General features: G+C 64.6%; 16 protein-coding genes. 8 read left to right on the top strand and 8 right to left on the bottom strand.

Features of this window, described 5'->3' with window-relative positions:
* Positions 1 to 3 precede the first annotated feature (3 nt).
* Together C2L64_RS10685 and C2L64_RS10680 are read left to right on the top strand one after the other, a co-directional pair.
* Positions 4 to 321, top strand: a complete 318-nt coding sequence (locus C2L64_RS10685; RefSeq protein WP_009770443.1) for a hypothetical protein — start codon at positions 4 to 6, stop codon at positions 319 to 321.
* 334 nt (positions 322 to 655) lie between these two features.
* Positions 656 to 1,717 (top strand): EAL domain-containing protein, encoded by a 1,062-nt coding sequence (locus tag C2L64_RS10680; RefSeq protein WP_009770442.1) that lies wholly within the window; start codon positions 656 to 658, stop codon positions 1,715 to 1,717.
* 25 nt (positions 1,718 to 1,742) lie between these two features.
* Here the strand turns inward: C2L64_RS10680 and C2L64_RS10675 are convergent, their stop codons facing one another.
* Positions 1,743 to 2,597, bottom strand: coding sequence for a LysR substrate-binding domain-containing protein (locus C2L64_RS10675; protein WP_007747019.1), 855 nt, complete (start codon positions 2,595 to 2,597; stop codon positions 1,743 to 1,745).
* A gap of 145 nt (positions 2,598 to 2,742) precedes the next feature.
* Between C2L64_RS10675 and C2L64_RS10670 the strand changes: the two genes are divergently transcribed.
* A complete protein-coding gene (locus C2L64_RS10670; RefSeq protein WP_009770441.1) occupies positions 2,743 to 3,966 on the top strand; it encodes an aminotransferase class I/II-fold pyridoxal phosphate-dependent enzyme in 1,224 nt (407 codons plus the stop codon).
* Between the two features lie 115 nt (positions 3,967 to 4,081).
* Entirely contained in the window at positions 4,082 to 5,470 is a 1,389-nt protein-coding gene (locus C2L64_RS10665) for a DHA2 family efflux MFS transporter permease subunit (protein WP_009770440.1), read from the top strand.
* Between the two features lie 26 nt (positions 5,471 to 5,496).
* On the opposite strand, the gene C2L64_RS10660 is transcribed toward C2L64_RS10665, so the two are convergent.
* Entirely contained in the window at positions 5,497 to 6,045 is a 549-nt protein-coding gene (locus C2L64_RS10660) for a hypothetical protein (protein ID WP_009770439.1), read from the bottom strand.
* Positions 6,046 to 6,154: 109 nt separating this feature from the next.
* Between C2L64_RS10660 and C2L64_RS10655 the strand changes: the two genes are divergently transcribed.
* Entirely contained in the window at positions 6,155 to 7,093 is a 939-nt protein-coding gene (locus C2L64_RS10655; protein ID WP_009770438.1) for a helix-turn-helix transcriptional regulator, read from the top strand.
* Positions 7,090 to 8,982, top strand: a complete 1,893-nt coding sequence (locus tag C2L64_RS10650; RefSeq protein WP_009770437.1) for a DUF3857 domain-containing transglutaminase family protein — start codon at positions 7,090 to 7,092, stop codon at positions 8,980 to 8,982. Before C2L64_RS10655 ends, C2L64_RS10650 begins: the two co-directional genes overlap by 4 nt.
* A gap of 827 nt (positions 8,983 to 9,809) precedes the next feature.
* Here the strand turns inward: C2L64_RS10650 and C2L64_RS10645 are convergent.
* Positions 9,810 to 10,964, bottom strand: coding sequence for a branched-chain amino acid ABC transporter substrate-binding protein (locus C2L64_RS10645; protein WP_007738431.1), 1,155 nt, complete (start codon positions 10,962 to 10,964; stop codon positions 9,810 to 9,812).
* Between the two features lie 196 nt (positions 10,965 to 11,160).
* On the opposite strand from C2L64_RS10645, the gene C2L64_RS10640 reads away from it, so the two are divergent.
* On the top strand, positions 11,161 to 11,361 hold the full coding sequence (locus tag C2L64_RS10640) for a hypothetical protein (RefSeq protein WP_039902266.1): 201 nt from the start codon (positions 11,161 to 11,163) through the stop codon (positions 11,359 to 11,361).
* Between the two features lie 147 nt (positions 11,362 to 11,508).
* Here C2L64_RS10640 and C2L64_RS10635 read toward each other — a convergent pair whose 3' ends face one another.
* From C2L64_RS10635 to glgC, 4 genes are all read right to left on the bottom strand, one after another.
* Positions 11,509 to 11,970, bottom strand: a complete 462-nt coding sequence (locus tag C2L64_RS10635) for a hypothetical protein (protein WP_079499225.1) — start codon at positions 11,968 to 11,970, stop codon at positions 11,509 to 11,511.
* Positions 11,971 to 12,095: 125 nt separating this feature from the next.
* Complete coding sequence (pdxY, locus tag C2L64_RS10630) at positions 12,096 to 12,959, bottom strand: pyridoxal kinase PdxY (RefSeq protein ID WP_009770434.1); 864 nt, start codon at positions 12,957 to 12,959, stop codon at positions 12,096 to 12,098.
* 257 nt (positions 12,960 to 13,216) lie between these two features.
* Positions 13,217 to 14,677 carry a glycogen synthase GlgA gene (gene glgA / locus C2L64_RS10620; protein ID WP_086919197.1) on the bottom strand — a complete coding sequence of 487 codons (1,461 nt, stop codon included), beginning with the start codon at positions 14,675 to 14,677 and terminating at the stop codon, positions 13,217 to 13,219.
* A gap of 224 nt (positions 14,678 to 14,901) precedes the next feature.
* On the bottom strand, positions 14,902 to 16,176 hold the full coding sequence (gene glgC / locus C2L64_RS10615) for a glucose-1-phosphate adenylyltransferase (protein WP_007738423.1): 1,275 nt from the start codon (positions 16,174 to 16,176) through the stop codon (positions 14,902 to 14,904).
* Positions 16,177 to 16,724: 548 nt separating this feature from the next.
* On the opposite strand from glgC, the gene C2L64_RS10610 reads away from it, so the two are divergent.
* Positions 16,725 to 17,750 carry an alpha/beta fold hydrolase gene (locus C2L64_RS10610; RefSeq protein WP_009770432.1) on the top strand — a complete coding sequence of 342 codons (1,026 nt, stop codon included), beginning with the start codon at positions 16,725 to 16,727 and terminating at the stop codon, positions 17,748 to 17,750.
* A gap of 750 nt (positions 17,751 to 18,500) precedes the next feature.
* Here the strand turns inward: C2L64_RS10610 and C2L64_RS10600 are convergent.
* Entirely contained in the window at positions 18,501 to 19,493 is a 993-nt protein-coding gene (locus tag C2L64_RS10600; protein WP_009770431.1) for an LLM class flavin-dependent oxidoreductase, read from the bottom strand.
* Positions 19,494 to 19,638 lie beyond the last annotated feature (145 nt).

The following is a 19,638-nucleotide window of genomic DNA, read 5'->3' as shown; positions in this document are numbered from 1 at the left end:
TCGATGCAAGCATCTTCCACTCATCGTGCCGCCTGTGGCGACAACGGCAAGAGCGCCGGCTCGTCTGTCGATCTGCTCACGCAGCTTTCGTCGCTGCAAAGCGATGCGCTGATCCAGTATGGCGCGCGGCTGATCGTGGCCGGTGAGTTGCTGGAGGCGATTCTCGGTAGTTTGATGCCGGCGACGCGAGCCGAGGTCAGGGCCGCGTTCGACGCACGCATCAGGAGGGTGTTGAACGAACCGCGCACGAGCGACTTGCCCGAGTGTTATCACTCGACGATTGCCGCCGAAGTCGGTCACTTTAACGACGCGCTCCGCTAGTGTGCTGGCGGGCTGGCTCCGCACGCAGCGCACGTTGCTAGCCGTCGAAAAAAGGGCCCCGCAGCCGGGGAACTGCGGAGCCCGAAGAGACGTCGCGCACCGTAGAGTGTTATGCGCTCGCCCCGTCGACTATGAGCTAGCCGATGAAGAGATTGTCGGCACTGTGTCCGCCGAAGGCATTGATATTGGTCAGCGTCTTCGAGCTAGCGCATTCACGGCACGGTATGTATCCATGATTGCCTGGTATTCCGTATCAATGTGTTCACCTTGTCGATCCACGCTACACATGTGGCGACTTGCACAAACGCTTCCCCAACATTCGGCCAGACCATTTATGAGCAGATCCATTTCAACCGAATCCGGTGCGGCGCCGCGCCCCGTGCATCGGCGCTGGGCCGATATGTTGCGCGAGGACGCGTTGTGCATGCACTATCAGCCGCTGCTCGACCTGCGCGCCGGCCGCGTGACGAAGGTCGAAGCGCTCGCGCGGCTGCGCGACGGCGACGTGCTGATCGCGCCAGGCCAGTTTCTCCCGTCGCTGGGCAGCGACGACCATCTCGTGCTGTATATGCGCGGCCTCGCGCAGGTGCTGACGCAGCGCAACGCATGGCGGCGCGTGGGCATCGATGTCGTCGTGTCGGTCAATCTGCCGCCAGCCGCGCTCTGCGATTCGCGCTACTTCGACGCGACGCGCACCGCGTTCGATGAATTCGGCTGCGAGGCGGGCGAGCTGACGCTCGAAATCCTGGAGTCCGGCGCGCTGCCGCAGGGCGTCGCGCTCGATAAGCAGATCGCGGGTTACAAGACGCTCGGCGTCGACTTCGCGCAGGACGATCTGGGCACGGGGCATAGCAGCTTGAGCCGGCTGCGCGAGTTACCGTTCGATTGCGTGAAGATCGACCGTAGCATCGCGGATCTGCAGGATCATGACGCCGCCGACGTGCTGCCGTTCATCCATCATCTGACGCGGCTTGGGCAGGCGCTCGGCAAGGCGGTGGTAGTCGAGGGCGTCGAGGATCCGGCGCTGCTCGACGCGCTGCGGATCTTCGGTGTCGATCTCGCGCAGGGCTACGGGATTGCGCGTCCGATGCCGGGCGAGCAACTCCCCGATTGGATTGCGCAGACGCGTTTCGAGCCGCAGTTCACAGCGCGCGCGAGCCGCTGCGCGCGGCTCGCGCATTTGATGGTGTGGGAAGAGCGCATGCTCGCTGACGCGCATCTGCGTACGCGGAGCGCTGCCGGGCAGCATGGCTCGCAGGCCGACATCGACACATGGTTTCCCGACGACGGCCCCAGCGCACAGGCTCGCGACGGCCTGCTCGACGCGGCGCGGAATTCGGGCGTTCACAGCGGCGCTTATCGCGCGGCGCGGCAACGCCTGATCGCGGCGATGTGAAGCGCTCGTCTGCGCGCTGCCTCGTTCAGTCGCGCAGTTCGCTGAGGATCTGCTCGGCCAGATAGTCGCACGGCGGCCGGTTCGAGCGCGCGCTGCGCGCAAGGATGATCTCCAGCTCCGGCAGCTTCGGCAGCCCGTGCTGGCGGCCGAGCGTGACGAAGCGCTCGGGCACCGCGCAGCGCGCGAGCGGCGCGACCGCGAGGCCCGCGTCGACCATGCTGAACAGGCCCATCAGACTCGGGCTTTCATACGACGTGCGATAGGTGATCTTCGCGCGCTCCAGCGTCTGAATCGCATTCGAGCGCGCGACGCTGCCCACGCCGAACAGCGCGATAGGCAGCGGGCGCTCCTTCCACACTTCGCGTCCCGCCGTGGATGTGCCTGCCCACACCATCGGTTCGAGCCGAATGAACTCGCCCGCAAAGCCCTTCACGCGCGTCACGCATGCGAGGTCGATCTTGTTGTCCTTCAGCAGCGGCTCGAGCGCGTTGCTCGGCAGGCCGACCACCTGGATTTCGACCTTTGGATAGGTCGCCGAGAAGTTGCGCAGCACGGACGGCAGCAGCGACGACGCGTAATCGTCCGGTACACCGATCGCGACGCGGCCTTTCACGTCGGGATGCACGACGGATGCCCACGCTTCATCACGCAGCGCAAGCATGCGGCGCGCGTAGCTGAGCATGACCTGGCCGTCCTGCGTGAGCGTCACGCTGCGCGGGCCGCGCACGAACAGCGGCTTACCGAGCGCGGTTTCGAGCGAACGGATCTGCATGCTCAGCGCGGACTGCGAACGATGCACGAGCGCCGCGCCGCGCACGAAGCTGCCGGTGTCGGCGATGGCGACGAACATCGCGAGCACGTCGAGATCGAGGGCTTTCATCCGCTTGCATCCCCTTGAAGTACGTATCAGAAATATTGATCGAAATGTTCAATATAACGCGTTTGTCTGAACTCAGGGGCGGCGGCATACTGGCTTCATACACTGCGCTCGATACCTGATGCGAGCGCGCTCATTCGGGGACATCATGGCGACGCCTTCCACTTACGACGAATTCCGGCAGCTTGCGATGCGGCTCGACATGTCGCGAGGCAAGCCGTCGCCTGAGCAACTCGACCTGTCGCGCGCGCTGCTCGACGAAGCGGGCACAGCCGGCTTCGTGTCGCGCGACGGCATCGACTGCCGCAACTACGGGCATTTGCTGGGCTTGCCCGAGGCGCGCGAGTTCGGTGCGCAACTGCTGGATGTCGATACGGCGCAGGTGGTCGCGGCGGGCAATTCGAGCCTCGAACTGATGCACGATGCGCTCGCGTTCGCGATGCTGCACGGCATGCCGGGGCACGCGCCGTGGAGCAAGCAGGGTGAAGTGGCGTTCCTGTGCCCGGTGCCCGGGTACGACCGGCATTTCGCGATTTGCGAGGCGCTCGGCATCCGCATGATTCCCGTGCCGATGACTCAGGACGGCCCCGACATGGACGCCGTGGAAGCGCATGTGAAAAGCGACGCTTCGATCAAAGGCATCTGGTGCATGCCGCTCTACAGCAACCCGAGCGGCGCGGTCTGGTCGCGCGAAACGGTCGACCGACTCGCCGCGCTGCCCGCTGCCGCGAGCGACTTCCGGCTGTTCTGGGACGACGCGTACCGTTTCCATCATCTGACGGACACGCCGCGTAGCACGCCCAACATCGTCGAACTGTGCGAACGGGCGGGGCATGCGGACCGCGCGCTGGTGTTCGCGTCGCTGTCGAAGGTCACGGTGGCGGGCGGCGGCATCGCGTTTCTCGCGGCGTCGCAGCGCAATATCGGCTGGTGGCAAAAGCATATGAGCGTGCGCACGATCGGCCCGGACAAGCTGAACCAGTTGCGGCACGTGCGCTTTCTGCGCGACCGCGAAGGGCTTGAACGCCTGATGGCGAAACATCGCGCGCTGCTGCGGCCGAAGTTCGACGCCGTGGTCTCGACATTCGAAGCGCTGCTCGCCGATATTCCCGGCGTGTCGTGGAATCGTCCCGAAGGCGGGTATTTCATCAGCCTGTACGTGCCGAAGGGTTATGCGAAAAGCACGGTCGCGCTCGCGGCCGAGGCCGGTCTCGTGCTGACGCCGGCGGGCGCCGCGTATCCGTATGGACGCGACGACGAAGACCGGCACCTGCGCATCGCGCCGTCGTTCCCTTCGCTCGATGAAGTGACGCTCGCGGCACGCGGCATCGCGCTTTCGTTGCGGCGCGCGCTCGAAGAAGACGCGCGCTAACGGGCACCGTGCGCTTGAGACGTGCCTCGTCAAGCCGTAGCAAGCGCAACAAACCGTAACACCGCGCGTGCCGCCGGACTCGCCATCGGCGGCTGTTTTGCGGTAAAAGAACGGGATGACCGACCGCGCCCGCATCATTCCGCTGATCGTTGCCTGCCCGCTGTTCCTGCAAAACCTCGATACGTCGATCATGGCGACCGCGCTGCCTTCCATCGCGCGTTCGCTTGGCGTCGAGGCGCTGCATCTGAATCTCGCGATCACCTCCTATCTGCTCAGCCTCGCCGTGTTCCTGCCGGCGAGCGGCTGGCTTGCCGACCGTTTCGGCGCGCGCCGCGTGTTCTGTTCGGCAATCGGGCTGTTTTCTCTCGCATCGGCGCTGTGCGGGATCGCGACATCGCTGCCGCAACTTGTCGTGTTCCGCGTGCTGCAGGGCATGGGCGGCGCGATGATGGTGCCCGTCGGCAGGCTGATTCTGCTGCGCAGCGTGCCGCCCGCGCGGATGGTCGCGGCGATGGTGTGGTTCACGGTGCCGGGCGCGGTGGGGCGGCTTGCCGGTCCGCTGCTCGGCGGCGTGGTGGTGACGATTACGTCGTGGCGCTGGATCTTCTTGCTGAACGTGCCGTTCGGCGTGATCGGCGTGCTGTGCGCGCTCGCGTTCATCGACGATACGCATGAGCGCATCGACGAGCGTTTCGATCTGCCCGGTTTCGTGCTGCTGTCGACGGGCCTCGTGGGTCTCGTCGGCGGGCTGGATACGGCCGGCCGCGGGCTCGTGCCGCAATGGGTGACGTTCGCATTCACGGGCACGGGCGTGCTGTCGATGCTGCTGTATTGGCTGTATAGCCGCCGTCACGTCGATGCGATCATCGATCCCTTGCTGCTGCGCTACAAGGCGTACCGGACGGCCGTGCTCGGCGGCATGCCGCTGCGCATCGGCATTGGTGCATCGCCGTTCCTGATGCCGTTGATGCTGCAACTGGGCTTCGGCCTGTCGCCGCTCACATCGGGGTCGCTGAGCGTCGCGACGGCGGTCGGCTCGCTCGCGGTGCGCGGCGTGATGACCAAGGCGATTCAGCGCATCGGTTTTCGCACGCTGCTGATCGTCGCGACCTGCATGACGGGCTGCTTCTATGCGTGCTATGGGCTATTCAAGCCCAGCACGCCGCATCTGCTGATCTTCTGCACGCTGCTGGTGGGCGGCCTGTTCAATTCGCTCGCGATGGTCACGCTCAACACGCTCGGCTACTCCGACATGCCGAAGCCGAAGATGAGCCGCGCGACGGCGCTCTCCGGCATGGCGCAGCAGCTCTCCGTGAGCCTTGGTGTCGCGTTCGGCGCGTCGCTGCTCGCGCTGACCGCGCATCTGCATGGCGGCAGCGCCGCGCATCTCACTGCGCGCGATTTCTCGCCCGCGTTCTTCGTCGTCGGCGCGGCCGTGTTGTGCTCGCTGTTCTTCTTCGTGAAGCTGTCGAAGGACGAGGGCGCGGAATTGCGGCAGGCCTAGTCCGCGCGCGGCCCGCTGCAAATGCACTAGCCCCGCCTGCGCCGCGCGACGAATTCGCCTTCCAGATTCCACGTGACGCCATCGGCGGCAAGCGCGACGCCTGTCCAGCGGAACGAATCGTCGGTGATGTCGGTGAAGTTCCAGCGGATCGGCGTGCCGTTCGCATGCGTGCCGATCTGCACGATATCGCGGCCGATTTTGCGGCCGATCAATTCGTCGCGTTGTCCGCTTGACGGGTTGATGTAGGTGACGCGCCACGCTTCGATCGACGCGTCCCATACGCGCAGCGTCGTACCGTACATGTCGAGGCCGCCGTCGCTTCGCACGCCGCGATCCGCGCGGCGCGGCATGATCCAGACATCCTGCACGGCGCGCCCTTCGAGCGCCCAGCCGAAGTGAATCTCGCCCGTCAGATGCCGCTCGCGCACGTCGACGCGATAGTGCAGCACGTCCATGTCCCAACTGCCGATGAGCCAGCCGTAGAGGTCGTCGGCGGCATCGATGTCAGCCGCGCGACCGGGCGCGGCGAGTGCTGCATGAAACCCGGCAGCGGGACCGTGATCCAATGCATTCATTGCGGGTTGCTCCGTATGCTGAACCTGGTTAAAAAGGGTGGCCAACGCGTCGCGCCGCGCTTGCCGCCGTTGTGATAAAACGAGCATACGGACCTGCCGAGGTGACATCTTGGGAAAAATTGCCGTCGATCTCGAAGCCGCGCTTGCACGCCGCGACAGGCTCGGCGCGTCCGGCAACACGCAGATGCGCGCGCTTGCCGCGGGCGACGGCTGGTCGGTGATGGACGTGCTGTGCACCTTCGGTCCGCGTGACAGGCCGTTCGAGGAGCGGCACGCGGGCGTTTGCATCGCGATCGTGGCGGCGGGCGCGTTCGGCTACCGGTCGGCGGCGGGGCGCGAGCTGCTCACGCCGGGTTCGCTGCTGCTCGGCAATGCGGGCGAGTGCTTCGAATGCGGGCATCGGCATGCGCCCGGCGACCGTTGCGTGTCGTTTCAATATCAGCCTGCGTACTTCGAGCGGATTGCCGCCGACGCGGGTTTTTCTCGTTCCGATACGTCGTTTCGGCATGGCCGCATGCCGCCGTTGCGCGCGTTTTCCGGCCTGATCGCGCGGGCGTGCGCCGGGGCGACGGACCGCGCATCGTGCACGGCATGGGACGAACTCGCCGTCGAACTGGCCGGGGCCACGCTGCGCGCGACGCAAGCGGATGCGAAGCGGCGTGCCATTGCGACGAGCGCGTCCGCATGGTCGCGCGTCACGCAGGCCGTGCGCCTGATCGACGAAACGCCCGATGCGCCGCATACGCTTTCGAGTCTCGCGCAGATGTGCGAGCTGTCCGACTTCTACTTTCTGCGCACGTTCGGGCGCGTCACGGGCGTGACGCCGCATCAATACGTGCTGCGCGCGCGCCTACGCCATGCGGCGCTGCGTCTTGCCGACGAGGACACGAAGATCGTCGATATCGCGCTCGATAGCGGCTTTAACGACGTGTCCAACTTCAATCACGCGTTTCGCGTCGAATTCGGCATGAGCCCGCGTGCGTGGCGCATGCAGCGCGGCGCGTGCGCGAACCTCGCCGTGCGTCGTCACACGGTGCGCGAGGCATGAGCCGGCGAGCGCACCGCTTGCGCGCGGCGGCCGTGTTGCCGCTGATCGTCTGCGCATACGGCGCGGGCGCCGTGCACGCGCAGGAGCGCGTCGCAGCCGACGACATTCCGCCATCGACGATCGAGCGCGACGTGCATCTGTTCGTCGTACAGAAGGACGGCTCGATCGAGGAACACGACGATACGGTGCTGCGCGCGAACACGACGAGCGGTGTCGATGATATTGCGCAACGCTACGTGTGGTTCAACAAGGATATCGAGCAGGTGCAGCTGCTCGCGGCGGAAACGATCGATCCCAACGGCGTCGCGCATCCGGTAGGACCGGACGGCATTCGCGACGTGCAGGAGCCGCGTTCGGCGGGCGCGCCGACCTTCCAGGACGGCGTGCTGCGCACGGTGATCTTTCCGGGCGTCGAGCCGGGGTCGCGCGTGCATCTGGCGTTTCGCAAGACGCGCGCGCTGCCGTTGCAAGGCGGCACGTTTGCCTATTTCGTCGAGCCGACGCGCGGGCCTGTCGATATGCAGCAACTGATCTTCGACTTGCCCGCCGACGTCCCGCTGTATGCCGATGCGCGCGGCTACGTCGCGTTGCCGCCCGTCACAGAGAACGGCCGCACGCGTTACACGTTCGAGTATCGGCATGGGCCGTATGCGCCCATCGAGTCGGGCGCTGTCGGCTACGCGACGTGGGGCGACCGCCTGATGGTCTCGACGACTCGCGACTTCGCGTCGTTTGCCGAACGCTATCGGACGGCGGCGCTGGACCCGACGTGGCGCGATCCTGCGATTGCGCAGCTTGCGCAGGCGCTGACGGCGCGCACCGACGATCCGCGCGTGAAGGCGCAGATTCTCTACGACTGGGTGCGCCTGAACATTCGCTATGTCGCGCTGTTTCTTGGCGAGACGGCGGCCATGCCGCACAAGGCGAGCGATATCCTGCGCAACCGCTATGGCGACTGCAAGGACCACGTCGCGCTGTATGGCGCGATGCTCGCGGCCGTCGGCATCGACAGTCAGGCTGTGCTGCTGAACCTCGGGCCGGTCTATACGCTGCCCGATGTGCCTGGCTATGGCGCAAGCGCGATCAATCATGCGATCACGTGGATTCCTTCACTGCGCATGTATGCGGATACGACGGCGGGTGGTATCGGCTTCGGTTATCTGCCGCCGGGCGCGATGGATCGGCCCGTGCTGCTGGTCAACGATGGCGTGCTCGCGCGCACGCCGGCGACGCAGGAACGCGGACGCAACGTGCGGCTCGAGATCGACATCGAGCGGACGGGCACGGCGGCGTTCACGTATCGCGTCGAGGATGTGGGGGTGTCGGCGGAACTGGAGCGCAATGTGTTTCGTCGCGCGACGCGGCAGCGGTGGCAACTGATTGCCGCTGATCGCTTGCGGCAGACGGGGTTGCATGGGATTGCACGGATGCAGCCTGGTGAAGTGACGCTGACCATGGGGCCTTTCTCGACTTTTATGCAAGGTTCGCTGGAGCACTTCACGTGGCCTGATGGCACGACAGCGTTGCCTGCGTTGACGAGTTTGTCGGGGGGGATCGCGACGCAAGTGCAGGCCTGGCTCGCCGAGCCGGAACGGACGCAGCCGTGGGTCTGTATTGGCGGCGATTTTGATGAGGTTGCGCAGATTGCGTTGCCTGATAGTGTTCGCGTTACTGATATGCCGCAGGATGTTGTGGTGCGCGACCGGTTTTTTGATTATGAATCGCGGTATGTGTTTGATTCCGCTACGCGGGTTGTGCAGATTTCGCGGCGTTTGAGTGCCCGGTTTGGGCGCCAGGTGTGTAGTGCTGAAGAGTTTGCCCTGGCTCGGGCGTCGCTCGTTAAGATCGAGAGGGATGCGTTGGCGCAGATTGTTGTTAGAGCACGGTAGGGGTTTTTTTGTCTGCGACGCTTTGGGTGGTGTTTTTACCTTTGCGCTGGCATCCGCGTTATGCCTTCGTGCTTCATGCGTTGCCCCTGTGCGGGGCGGCACCTACTTTTCTTTGCCGCCGCAAAGAAAAGTAGGCAAAAGAAAGCGGCTCACACCGCCAGTGCTAGTTTTTGCCTGAGGGCCCCTACAGGGTCTTACGCTTCACACGGCAGCCCTTCTGTTTGCGTGCGTTGCCAACGCCTTGAATGTGCGTCTCACCCGCTTCAAACACCCGTACATGGGCTCACGGCAGCGAACGGTATGTGCCGCCCAGGTGGCAAACTGTGTGTAGGTTGTCGCGTCGTATAGCTTGGCGCTCTTACAGGGTGGAACGCGTGCGCTATCGGTCCGGAGTGATCCGTGTCCAGTACTACGGCCTACACACAGTTTGCCACCTGGGCGGCAGTGGAATATCTGGCATGGCATGCGGCGACGCGGGCGCGCGAAGCGGGTGAGGCGCAGTGCAAGAGCGCTGGCAACAAACATGAGTCACGTGATTGCCGTGTGAAGCGTAAGACCCTTCGGGGGCCCTCAGGCAAGAAGAAATGTTGGCGGTGTGAGCCGCTTTCTTTTGCCTACTTTTCTTTGCGGCGGCAAAGAAAAGTAGGTGCCGCCCCGCACAGGGGCGACGCTTGAAGGGCGAAGGCATAGCGCGGATGCCAGCGAAAAAGCAAGAACACCGATAGGCAACGTCCGCGCCGCGAAAGCACAACCTGCGAATGCCAGCAAAGCGCCATGCAAACCAAAACACAGCGCCCGCTGGCAAAACCAAACCCAAACCCTAAACCTTAAACCCCACTCTTCGTAACGACAGGAACCCAAACCCCATTCTTAACCTGATACAGCGTAGAAGCAGCACTCTTCAACGCCCCCGTGGCATCAAACGAAATCGTCCCCGTCACCCCTTCAAAACTGATCGACTTCAGCGCGGAGCGATAAACCTTCGGATCCGTCGACTTCGCCGTCTCCATCGCCTTGATCACGGCCCACGCCGCGTCATACCCGAACGGCGCATACGACAGAATGTCATCGCCAAACCGCTTCTTGAACTTCGCCGAGAAGTCCTTGCCACCCGGCAGTTGCGCGAGCGGACGGCCATACTCCCACGCCATCGCGCCTTCGGCCGCATCGCCAGCAAGCTTGATGAACTCAGGGTCTTCAACGCCGCCGCCACCCAGCAGTTGCGCCGTCATCCCAAGCTGCTTCATCTTCTTCGCAATCGCAGCCGCCTGCGTATCGAGCCCGCCGAAGAAAATCAGATCGGCATTGGTCGACTTGATCTTCGTGAGCTGCGTGCTGAAGTCGACAGCCGTGTTGCTCGTGAACTCGCGCGCAACGATGTTGCCGCCCGCCGCCTTCACCGCCTTCTCGAACTCGTCCGCTTCACCCTGGCCGAATGCCGTGCGGTCGTCGATGATCGCAATGCGCTTGGCCTTGGTGGTTTTCACTGCGTACGTGCCCGCGTTGCCGGCGTTTTGCGCGTCCGTCGAGATCACCATGAACGTGTTCGCAAACCCACGATTCGTGATGGTCGGGTTCGTCGCGGCAGGGTCGATCATCGGAATGCCCGCCTGCTCATAAATCTGCGAAGCGGGGATCGTCGTGCCCGAATTGAAATGGCCGACGATGCCCGACACGTTCTGGTCAACCAGTTTCTGCGCGGCCTGCACGCCGATGCGCGGGTCGGCCTGATCGTCCTCGGACACGAGATCGAAGTGAGCGACCTTGTCGCCAATCTTGATCTTCTGCGCGTTGGCTTCCTCGAGGGCAAGCCGCACGCCGTTCTGCAGGTCTTTGCCGTAGCCGGCGTTGGCGCCCGTCATCGGCGCGGCGAAGCCGATTTTCACGGGCAGTTCGTCGGCGGCGAAACTGGCGAGCGGCGCGATGGACAGCACGGCGCCCAACATCACGGCAAACGGGTTCAGCGTCTTGCAAAAGCTCATGGTTTCTCCTTACATCGGCAGACAGGGATGGGAAAAACAGCCGGCTTGCAGTGCGCGCCGCGCGTGATTCGAAAGCGCGGCGCTGCCGGTCGGATTGCGCGATGCAGTGTGTCGACAGGTCTCCTTCAATGCGTATGCAAACAATGCACGGACTAAAAACACGGACGAGATTACGGACGATGCAGTGTGCAAGGCAATGCTGGAAAACACCAAAGCCAAAACCATTGCGCGCCGTCTGTCGACGGACCGGGAATGTCGCGCAACCCGCGTGCTGCAGCCGATCCGTGGCGCGAATATAGAAAGCCAATATGCGTGCGTCTTGGCAGTTCGCGGCATGTTGGATGCGCATTTCAGCACAGCGCCGCCGCTCGTTTTTAAGCGTCGGCTGCGAAGATGAAGCGGGATGTCGAGCAGGAGGGCGCGGAGGAGGGCCGCGTGATGCGCTTGCCGTGCCGCCTGATCGGGCACGTTTGAAGCGCGCAGCGCCTGATGCCGAAAGCGCTGCGCGCAGGTGTGTGCGTAGGTGTGTTCTAGCGCGGGGCGTTCACTGCTCGCCCTGCATACGCAACAGTTCTTCGCGCAGACGTAGCAGCGGTTCCTTCACGTCGTCTTCGGCCCACGTATCGAGGTCGTCGATCGCGCGGTGACAACCGTCGAGCACCACGTCGAGATCGACGGGCACGCCATTGGCCAGCGCGAACTGGATGGTTTCCGCGAACTGCTGGCACTCGTCTTCACCGTACGAGATGTCGAGATTGTCGGCGATCACCTGGGCGATGTTGCTGCGCGCCTTGTCGTCGGGCGTGACCATGTCGACGATGCCGCGCGCGACGGCGGGCGAATAGTACAGCGCAATATCGAGCCATTGCGCGGCATCGAAATCCGCTTCGCCGAATTGCGCTTCGAAGAATTCGATCGCTTCCTGCTCGTGCGTCTCGTCTGCGTCGACGCTGATGCACAACTCTTCAAACTGCTCTTCACGTTCGCTGCGGATAGTGCCGTCCATCGATGCCTCTCTTGCCAGTCAACCAGTGCCAATAAAAAATGCCGCGCGTTTTTACGCGCGGCACGCATTATAGGACGTCAGGCTGACGCAGGCGTGTCTCGTGCCCGTTGCCTTAAGTCTGCTGCTTACGCCGACTCCACCACCCACGCATCGAACCATTCCCGCGGACGGGCGATTTCATCCTGCGCGGCGATGATCTCCAGCTCATAACGCCCGGCGTCCCACGTCGCGTGCACGACGGCGTTCACGGCGGCGACCGTATGCTCGAACGCGCTACGCACCGAGTCGCCGAGCAGCGTGCGCGCGACGAACACCGCGCTCGTCAGATCGCCGACGCCTACCGGCTGCCGCGCGAACGGATAGAGCGGCCGTTGTCCCATCCAGGCTTCGCGCTCCGTGACGACGAGCATGTTGAAGCGGTCCGCGAGGCTGTTGCGATCGAGCAGATGCTTGACGAGCATCATCCTCGGCCCGCGCTCCATCACCTCCCGGCACGCCGCGACGGCTTCCTCGACGGTCTCGATCTCGCGTCCCACGAGCCGCTGCAACTCGCTATGGTTCGGGCACATCACGTCGGACACCTCGGGCATCGTCCGGACCAGAAACTCCTGGATGCCCGGCTCGACGCGACAGCCCGTCGACGTGCCCATCACCGGATCGCAGAAATAGCGTGCATGCGGATTCGCCGACTTCACGGCGCGCACGATCTCGATCACCGACTGCGCCTGCTCGGGCGTGCCGAGATAGCCCGACAGCACCGCGTCGCAGCGCGGCAGCACGCCGATCGCGCCAATCCCTTCGACGAGCGCGAGCATCTGCGACGCATCGATCGCACTGCCTTCCCAATGACCGTACTGCGTATGGTTCGAGAACTGCACCGTGTTGAGCGGCCACACATTGACGCCAAGACGCCGCATCGGGAACACCGAGGCGCTGTTGCCCGCGTGCCCGAATACGACGTGCGACTGGATGCTCAGAACGTTTTTCATGTCGAACCGATACGGCGCGGGAAGGGCGCCGGAAGAAAGAATGCGCAACGGATGAGCAGCTTCGATGCACCGCTTTGGCGCGGCGAACAACGAACGACGATGCGCGACAGCGCATCGCCGACAGGGCGCGTCACGCTCTGTTCATCACAAGATACATGAGTTTTCGCGCGCCGGAATCGATCCGGCCCCGTCGTGTTGCGCCGAACCATCAATGCGCTAGCCGATGTTGCGCAAGATCATGCGGCGCGCTTATCCGCTCACACCAGCTCGCGGTACAGCGCGAGATAGCGTTCTGCCGACGCGCCCCAGCCGAAGTCCTGGCGCATCGCGCGGCGCTGCGTGGCTTTCCAGTCGGTGCGCCGCGCGTACAGCGCGAATGCGCGGCGGATCGCGGCCGTGAGCGCTTCCGGCTCGAAGCGCTCGAACACAAAGCCTGTTGCCTGATCGTCGGCGATGTTTTCCAGCGAGGCGTCGACGACCGTATCAGCAAGGCCGCCCACGCGATGCACCAGCGGCAGCGACCCATACGCGAGCGCATAGAGCTGCGTCAGGCCGCACGGCTCGAAACGCGACGGCACGGCAATCACGTCGCTGCCCGCGACGATCTGATGCGCGAGCGTTTCGTCGAAACCGAGTTCGACGGCGACGCTTTCGGGATGCGCCTGCGCGACGAGTTGCAAGCCGTTTTCGAGCGCCGGGTCGCCCGTGCCGAACACCACCAGTTGGCCGCCGCGCTTGATGATTTCGGGCAGCGCCGCGAGCAGCAGATCGAGGCCTTTCTGTTCAGTCAGCCGGCTCACGACGCCGAACAGCAGCGCGTCGCTTTTCGGCGCGAGATGGAAGCGCTCCTGCAGCGCGGTCTTGCACGCACGCTTGCCGGCAAGGCGCGTGTCCGTGTAGTGCGCGGCGATCAGCGAGTCGGTGGTCGGCTGCCAGATCGTATAGTCGACGCCGTTCAGAATGCCCGACAGATCGTGCGAGCGCTGGCTCAACAGCCCGTCCAGCCCGCCACCCTGCGCGAGCGTCTGGATTTCGCGCGCATAGGTCGGGCTGACGGTCGTGATGCGGTCGCTGTAGAACAGGCCCGCCTTCAGGAACGACATCTGTCCGTAGAACTCGACGCCGCTCATATTGAAGAAGTCGGCGGGCAGTCCGAGCTGGCCGAACTGCTGCGACGGGAAGACGCCCTGATACGCGAGGTTGTGGACGGTGAACACCGTGCGCGCGGCGGGCTTGCCGTGCTCGCGTTCGGCCGCTTTCAGATAGGCGGGCGCGAGCCCCGCGTGCCAGTCGTGCGCGTGGACGACCTGCGGCGCCCATGCGGGGTCGAGATGCTGCGCGATCTGCGCCGCCGTCCAGCCGAGCATCGCGAAGCGTTGAGCGTTGTCGCCGTATGGCACGTGTTCGGCGTCGAGATACGGATTGCCGTCGCGGTCGTACAGCGTCTGCGCCCGGATCACGTAGACGACGAGGCCGTTCGCGCTCAGCGTGCCGCGCTCCAGCCTGACGTTCGACGCGCCGAAGCGATCGCCGATCCGCGCGACGGGCTGCAGGTCCGACAGCCCGGCTACCACAGCGGGAAAGCCGGGCAGGAGCACGCGGGCGTCGGCGCCCAGTTCGATCAGCGCGGGCGGCAGCGCGCCCACGACATCGGCGAGGCCGCCCGTTTTCAGAAGGGGATACAGCTCGCTTGCGACATGCAGCGCGCGGATCGTCATGGGCTTCAGTCCTGTTCGCTAGGGTTGCGGTGGATTGCGCAGTGTCGTTTCGGTGCGTCGCACGGTGTCGATCCGCGCCGTGCAGCGCGCGCATAACGGAGCTTGACGGAGCGCAACGGAGACCGACAGCGCGCGGCGGCACCCGCCGGAGTGCCGCGCACTGCGTCGTGCTTCGTCGCGTGCCGCCTGCGGTCGCCGTGCCTGCCGTGTCCGCCCGCCGGACGCTACCGTGCAGCCGCCGACTGCCGCTTGAGCGCCTCGGCCGTCACCAGCACGACGCCGCTGTCGGTCCGATAGAAGCGTTCGCCGTCGCGCACCGGGTCTTCGCCGATCACGGTGCCGTCGGGAATCTGGCAGCCGCGGTCGATTACGACCTTGCGCAGGCGGCAGCTCGCGCCGATCGACACCTGCGGCAACAAGACTGCCTCAGCGATGTTACAGAACGAACTCACGACCACATTCGACGACAGCACCGAGCGCGAAATCTGCGAGCCGGAGATCACGCAGCCGCCACACACGATCAGGTTGGTGCCCGAGCCTTGCAGCCCGTTCAGGTCGCGCACGAACTTGGCGGGCGGCAGCTGTTCCTGGTGCGTCCAGATCGGCCAGTTGCGGTCGTAGAGGTCGAGCGTGGGAATCGTCGACGCCAGATCGAGATTCGCGGCCCAGTACGCGTCGATCGTGCCGACGTCGCGCCAGTACGGCTCGACGCTCGGGTCCGACGACACGCACGACATGCTGAACGGATGCGCGATCGCCGTCCCCGTCGTCACGACGCGCGGAATGATGTCCTTGCCGAAATCGTGGTCCGTCGCGACGCTGCTGATGTTCTCCTCGAGCAGCGAGTACAGGTAGTCGGCGCTGAACACGTAGATGCCCATGCTGGCGAGCGCGATGTCAGGCCGGCCGGGCATCGCGGGCGGATCGGCGGGCTTTTCGACGAAGCCCGTCACGCGGCGCTGCTCGTCGACGTGCATCACGCCGAATGCCGTCGCTTCCATGCGCGGCACCTCGATGCAGCCGACCGTGCAATCGGCGCCCGATTCGACGTGATCCATCACCATCCGCGTGTAGTCCATCTTGTAGATGTGATCGCCCGCCAGCACGACGACGTATTTCGGGCCGATCGAACGGATGATGTCGAGGTTCTGGAACACGGCGTCGGCCGTGCCGCGATACCAGTGCGCGCCTTCGACGCGCTGTTGCGCCGGCCACAGGTCGATGAACTCGTTGAACTCGCCGCGCAGGAAGCCCCAGCCGCGCTGCACGTGCCGCAGCAGCGAGTGCGCCTTGTACTGCGTGACGACGGCAATCCGGCGGATGCCCGAGTTCAGGCAGTTGGACAGCGCGAAATCGATGATCCGGTATTTGCCGCCGAAGTGCACGGCGGGCTTGACGCGCTTGTTCGTCAGCGGCCCGAGGCGCGTGCCGCGTCCGCCCGCGAGGACGATGGCGAGTGTCGTGTGTTGAAGATCGTTGAGGCTTGCCGGCGAATCCATGTGCGTCTCCGTTTATTGGTGAGCCCTGGTGGAAGCTTTTGTTTGCCCCGGCGTTGCTGTGTTTTTCTGTCTTTTATCTGACGCTGTGCGTTGTTGTTGTGGTCTTGGTCTGTTGCGCGATGGCTTCTGGCCCTGGCTGTCGGCTGGCGTCCGCAATGCACGTTCCCGCCGGCCAGCGATTAGTCTGGACCATGCGCCTGCCGCGCGCAACATGCCGCGTTCGCCATGCCACATTCGTGCGTGGTCCGGCGGGAGAGGCCGCGCGCGGGCCGGTAGAAAAGGCGGCCTCGCGATGTTTGGCCGTCAGCCGTTCGGGCAAATTATGCCGGACGGACCACGCGCAGAACCCGCGCGGGACTTGAAACGGCTGTTTGAAGCGCGGGCGCGGCTGCTTCAGGCGAGGCCGTTGCACGCGCCGCTGCAAGCGGGCCGCGACGCGGGCATCATGACGGGCCTGTGTTTCCCTTGCTCCTGTCCTTGCCTTTGTTCGCCACCCTATGACACTCCGTTCATCCCTCGTTGCCGTTTCCCTGTCCGCCTGCATCGCCATGCTGGGCCTCGATGCGTGCGCCGCCGAAGCCGTCAATGCCGCCGCCGCGCCTGCGTCGAGCGCGGCCGCCGACGACGGTCCCGCGTACGGCCCCGAGTTGCAGGGCTTCAACTATCCCGCGCCCGTGCGGCAGTTCGAGTTCACGTCGCAGGGCGAGGCGCTGCATATGGCTTACATGGACATCGCGCCCGAGCATCCGAACGGCCGCACCGTCGTGCTGCTGCACGGCAAGAATTTTTGCGGCGCGACATGGGAAAGCACGATCGAGCGGCTGTCGACGGCGGGTTATCGCGTGATCGCGCCCGACCAGATCGGCTTTTGCAAGTCGAGCAAGCCGCAGCGCTACCAGTTCAGCTTTCAGCAGCTCGCGCGCAACACGCATGCGCTGCTCGAATCGATTGGCGTGAAGAACGCGACTATCGTCGGACATTCGACGGGTGGCATGCTGGCCATCCGCTACGCGCTGATGTACCCGGCGCAGACGCAGCAACTGGTGCTCGTCAATCCCATCGGGCTGGAGGACTGGAAGGCGAAGGGCGTGCCGTCGCTATCTGTCGACCAGTGGTACGAGCGCGAACTGAAGACGACGGCGGACGGCATCCGCCGCTACGAGCAGGCGACCTACTACTCGGGCCAGTGGCGCAGCGATTTCGAGCCGTGGGTGCAGATGCTCGCGGGGATGTACCGCGGGCCGGGCAAGAAGGAAGTCGCGTGGGATTCGGCGCTGCTGTACGACATGATCTCCACGCAGCCTGTCGTGTACGAACTCGGGCTGCTGAAGATGCCGACGCTGCTGCTGATCGGGCAGACGGATACGACCGCGATCGGCAAGGACGCCGCGCCTCCTGAGGTACGCGCGAGGATCGGTCATTACCCGGAGCTGGGCAAGGCGGCAGCGAAGGCGATTCCGCACGCGACGCTCGTCGAATTCGCCGAACTCGGCCACGCGCCGCAGATGCAGGACCCAGCGGCATTTCACAAGGCGTTGTTGGACGGGTTGGCGGCGGTGCCGGCGAATCGGTGAGCGTTCAAACGGCTTTCTGTCCCGGCAGCGTATTCCTGCGTTGTTCATCGATACGATAGGAAAAACTGTCGGGGCATTTTGCGGTGCAGTGCCTCGTCTAGGCGACCGCATGGCAAACCGAACTGTTGAGTTGTAGGCGCCGTCACATGCCCGCAGGCAGCCACGGTGATGGCGGTCGCTGTGAGCGCATTCAAGCGAATCGCGAGCCGCCAGGATTTGTGCCTTGGCTACCGACCGCAAAAACCAGCGCTGCACGGCATGTTGTTGTGCTACGTTGTCTTCGAGCGTGCGACCGGCTCGCGGTCTGCCAGGCTGGGAGTAAATCAATGGAAAAAATGTACTCGTACAAAGGCTTTGAGGTCACCGTGAAGCTTGAGTCTGTGCGGGCTGTGTCAAGCGAATTCACATATGGGCCCCCGGTGGGGTACGTTGCAGTAGTGAGTATCTGCACGGTGGACCCGAGAAGACCGGTAGGCGCGCCGATTGGGCTCGTCGCGGAAGGAAATCAAGTCTTCGGCACGGAAGATGACGCCTTGACGGCAGGATTCAACGCAGCAAAACGAGTGATAGACGAGAGAGGCGCCCCTTGACGGGCGTTCTCATCGGTGGCGAGTCGTACAGCTGAATGAATCATCTGTTGCCGGAAACCATTGACCACGCGAATGTGCGTTCGAAACAAAGGCAGCGGTGCGCCTTCGCTTCAAACGGACGCGGGTGTGCGTGCCGGCGTGGTACCGGCTACCGCCGGGCTCAAGCGTCGCCGAGCTCATCGCGCACTTGCGCGCCGATTTCGAACGAACGCAGCCGCGCCGCGTGATCGTAGATTTGCGCGGTGAGCATCAATTCGTTTGCGCCCGTCTGCTGGATGATCGAGCGCAGGCCGTCGCGCACCGTCTCGCGATCGCCGATCACCGAGCACGCGAGCGAGTGCTGCACGCTGCTCAACTCCATCTCCGACACCCCGAGGTGATCGACGGGCGGCTGCAACTGGCCCGGCGTGCCGCGCCGCAGATTGATGAACTGCTGCTGCAGCGACGTGAAGAGGCGGCGCGCTTCGTCATGGGTGTCGGCGGCGAACAGGTTCACGCCGACCATCGCGTAAGGCTTGTCGAGCGTCTCCGACGGACGGAACTGCGCGCGATACACGTGCAGCGCCTGCATCATGTAATCCGGTGCGAAGTGCGACGCGAACGCGAACGGCAGACCGAGCGCGGCCGCCAGTTGAGCGCTGAACAGGCTCGAGCCGAGCAGCCACAATGGCACCTTCAGGCCCGCGCCCGGCACGGCGCGCACGCGCTGCCCCGGCACGGGATCGGCGAAGTAGCGCTGCAGCTCGACGACGTCGTCAGGGAACGAATCGGCGCTGCCGTTCAGATCGCGGCGCAGCGCGCGGGCGGTGGTCTGGTCGGTGCCGGGCGCGCGGCCCAGGCCCAGATCGACGCGCCCCGGAAACAGCGACGCCAGCGTGCCGAACTGCTCGGCGATCACGAGCGGCGCGTGATTCGGCAGCATCACGCCGCCCGAGCCGACGCGGATCGTCTTCGTGCCGCCCGCGACATGCGCGATCACGACCGACGTCGCCGCGCTCGCGATACCCGTCATGTTGTGATGCTCGGCGAGCCAGAAGCGCTTGTAGTCCCATTGCTCGGCGTGCTGCGCGAGATCGAGCGAATTGCGGAACGCATCGGCCGCGCTCGCGCCAGCCGTGATGGGAGAAAGGTCGAGGACGGAAAAGGGGATCATGGAATCGATGTGCGGCCAACTATCGTCTTTTGCAAGGACGAAGCGCGGGTCCGCGTGGCGTGCGGGAAAACGGGATTGTGCCAAAGCGCTCCCGTTCCTGCTGGCGGGCTGATCATGTCCCTGCCGGCAGCAGGGTCGGCGTGTG

The organism is Paraburkholderia hospita (assembly GCF_002902965.1).
GTDB classification, from domain to species: domain Bacteria; phylum Pseudomonadota; class Gammaproteobacteria; order Burkholderiales; family Burkholderiaceae; genus Paraburkholderia; species Paraburkholderia hospita.
This window is presented reverse-complemented; position numbering and strand designations above follow the sequence as displayed.

Bases quoted from the DNA above. Each gene is read 5' to 3' on its own strand.
- C2L64_RS10665 (WP_009770440.1), top strand. From the start codon at position 4,082: ATGACCGACCGCGCCCGCATCATTCCGCTGATCGTTGCCTGCCCGCTG.
- C2L64_RS10675 (WP_007747019.1), bottom strand. From the start codon at position 2,597: ATGAAAGCCCTCGATCTCGACGTGCTCGCGATGTTCGTCGCCATCGCC.
- C2L64_RS10600 (WP_009770431.1), bottom strand. From the start codon at position 19,493: ATGATCCCCTTTTCCGTCCTCGACCTTTCTCCCATCACGGCTGGCGCG.
- C2L64_RS10685 (WP_009770443.1), top strand. From the start codon at position 4: ATGCAAGCATCTTCCACTCATCGTGCCGCCTGTGGCGACAACGGCAAG.
- C2L64_RS10635 (WP_079499225.1), bottom strand. From the start codon at position 11,970: ATGGACGGCACTATCCGCAGCGAACGTGAAGAGCAGTTTGAAGAGTTG.
- C2L64_RS10610 (WP_009770432.1), top strand. From the start codon at position 16,725: ATGCTGGGCCTCGATGCGTGCGCCGCCGAAGCCGTCAATGCCGCCGCC.
- C2L64_RS10660 (WP_009770439.1), bottom strand. From the start codon at position 6,045: ATGAATGCATTGGATCACGGTCCCGCTGCCGGGTTTCATGCAGCACTC.
- glgA (WP_086919197.1), bottom strand. From the start codon at position 14,677: ATGACGATCCGCGCGCTGCATGTCGCAAGCGAGCTGTATCCCCTTCTG.
- C2L64_RS10640 (WP_039902266.1), top strand. From the start codon at position 11,161: ATGCTGGAAAACACCAAAGCCAAAACCATTGCGCGCCGTCTGTCGACG.
- C2L64_RS10670 (WP_009770441.1), top strand. From the start codon at position 2,743: ATGGCGACGCCTTCCACTTACGACGAATTCCGGCAGCTTGCGATGCGG.
- C2L64_RS10645 (WP_007738431.1), bottom strand. From the start codon at position 10,964: ATGAGCTTTTGCAAGACGCTGAACCCGTTTGCCGTGATGTTGGGCGCC.
- glgC (WP_007738423.1), bottom strand. From the start codon at position 16,176: ATGGATTCGCCGGCAAGCCTCAACGATCTTCAACACACGACACTCGCC.
- C2L64_RS10680 (WP_009770442.1), top strand. From the start codon at position 656: ATGAGCAGATCCATTTCAACCGAATCCGGTGCGGCGCCGCGCCCCGTG.
- pdxY (WP_009770434.1), bottom strand. From the start codon at position 12,959: ATGAAAAACGTTCTGAGCATCCAGTCGCACGTCGTATTCGGGCACGCG.
- C2L64_RS10650 (WP_009770437.1), top strand. From the start codon at position 7,090: ATGAGCCGGCGAGCGCACCGCTTGCGCGCGGCGGCCGTGTTGCCGCTG.